This window comes from Staphylococcus sp. 231237_7MaSpsaltlick, assembly GCF_043107035.1.
This window is the reverse complement of sequence record NZ_JBICNX010000148.1, coordinates 1-1,113: the sequence shown is the minus strand read 5'-3', so window position 1 is coordinate 1,113 and position 1,113 is coordinate 1. Positions and strand designations below refer to the sequence as shown.

General features: G+C 24.5%; 1 protein-coding gene. It reads right to left on the bottom strand.

Going from position 1 to position 1,113, the window contains the following annotated elements; genetic code table 11:
• Window positions 1–346 precede the first annotated feature (346 nt).
• Window positions 347–952 carry a hypothetical protein gene (locus ACF91D_RS30520; RefSeq protein WP_392438495.1) on the bottom strand — a complete coding sequence of 202 codons (606 nt, stop codon included), beginning with the start codon at window positions 950–952 and terminating at the stop codon, window positions 347–349.
• Window positions 953–1,113 lie beyond the last annotated feature (161 nt).

Below are 1,113 nucleotides of genomic sequence, written 5' to 3'. Positions count from 1 at the left end.
AGATAAAGGACTTCAAACATTAGAAGATAAATTTAAATTGCTGGAAAGCGAATAAGTAAAAGTACAGTATTAGAGGGGGGAGAAATGGAGAAAATATAAATTGCTCCTTACACTTTTTATAGTTCTTTAACTTCATATAAAAAATTGCGATTTAGTAGAGAAAATTTATGCCATAGAAAATGAAAATTTCAATATTAATCTTTTACTTTCAAGTATTATTGTACCGACCTTTAGTAATTACATTAATTAATAGATATAAGTATAGCAAAAACACATACATAATATGTATGTGTTTTAATCGTTTCAAAATCAGAATGTGTCTCAATAATGATCGTTTTTGACCAGCTTATAATCTATTTTCACAATATTTTCTAAAACTTCTATAATCATTTAAAGCTTTAATAAATAACTTTCGATATTTTTCTTCATTTTCTTCTTGCTTTTCATGCTTATTTCGATCATATACACCTGATCTACTACCAATAAAACTAACCCTTATTGTTAAACCACCTGCATTATCTAAATGATTATCCCATATAAAGTTTTCTAAATTTGCTAAAGACTTACATAAAGATTTAAATTTCATTTTTGCCTTTATATTAGAAAACATTACTACTGTACTTTTACCATAATAATAATTCGCAAAGCCACTAAATTCTGATAACCTTTCTACACTTATATTATTGTCATTAATTCTAATACTTGCTAACCTACCACCTATTTTTTCTAAATCTTTTCTAATAACTGCATATGACTTTTTATCTATCCTTGTAAATGAAATTATATTAATCAAAATTAGCAATAACAGCAATATCGCTATAAATATTATAGAATATATAATTTTTTCACGGACTTCTATTGATGATATGTTAATTATAATTAAAGCAATTGCTGTAATTATAGATATTACACTGCTAATAACTTTATTTTTTATTTCTGAATTTTGGCTCATAAATTTACTCCTATTTATTTTTTAAAACCAATAAATATCATTATAAATTGCTGTAATCATAATAACCCCTAATCTGATATAAAATTGTTTTTTGTCATTAGTCGATTTACTTTTTTCTTCTAATGCTTCTGTGCTGGCATGTCTAAATATATGTGTATCTT

Excerpts from the sequence above, each read along its gene's own strand:
- ACF91D_RS30520 (WP_392438495.1), bottom strand. The coding sequence starts at position 952 with ATGAGCCAAAATTCAGAAATAAAAAATAAAGTTATTAGCAGTGTAATA.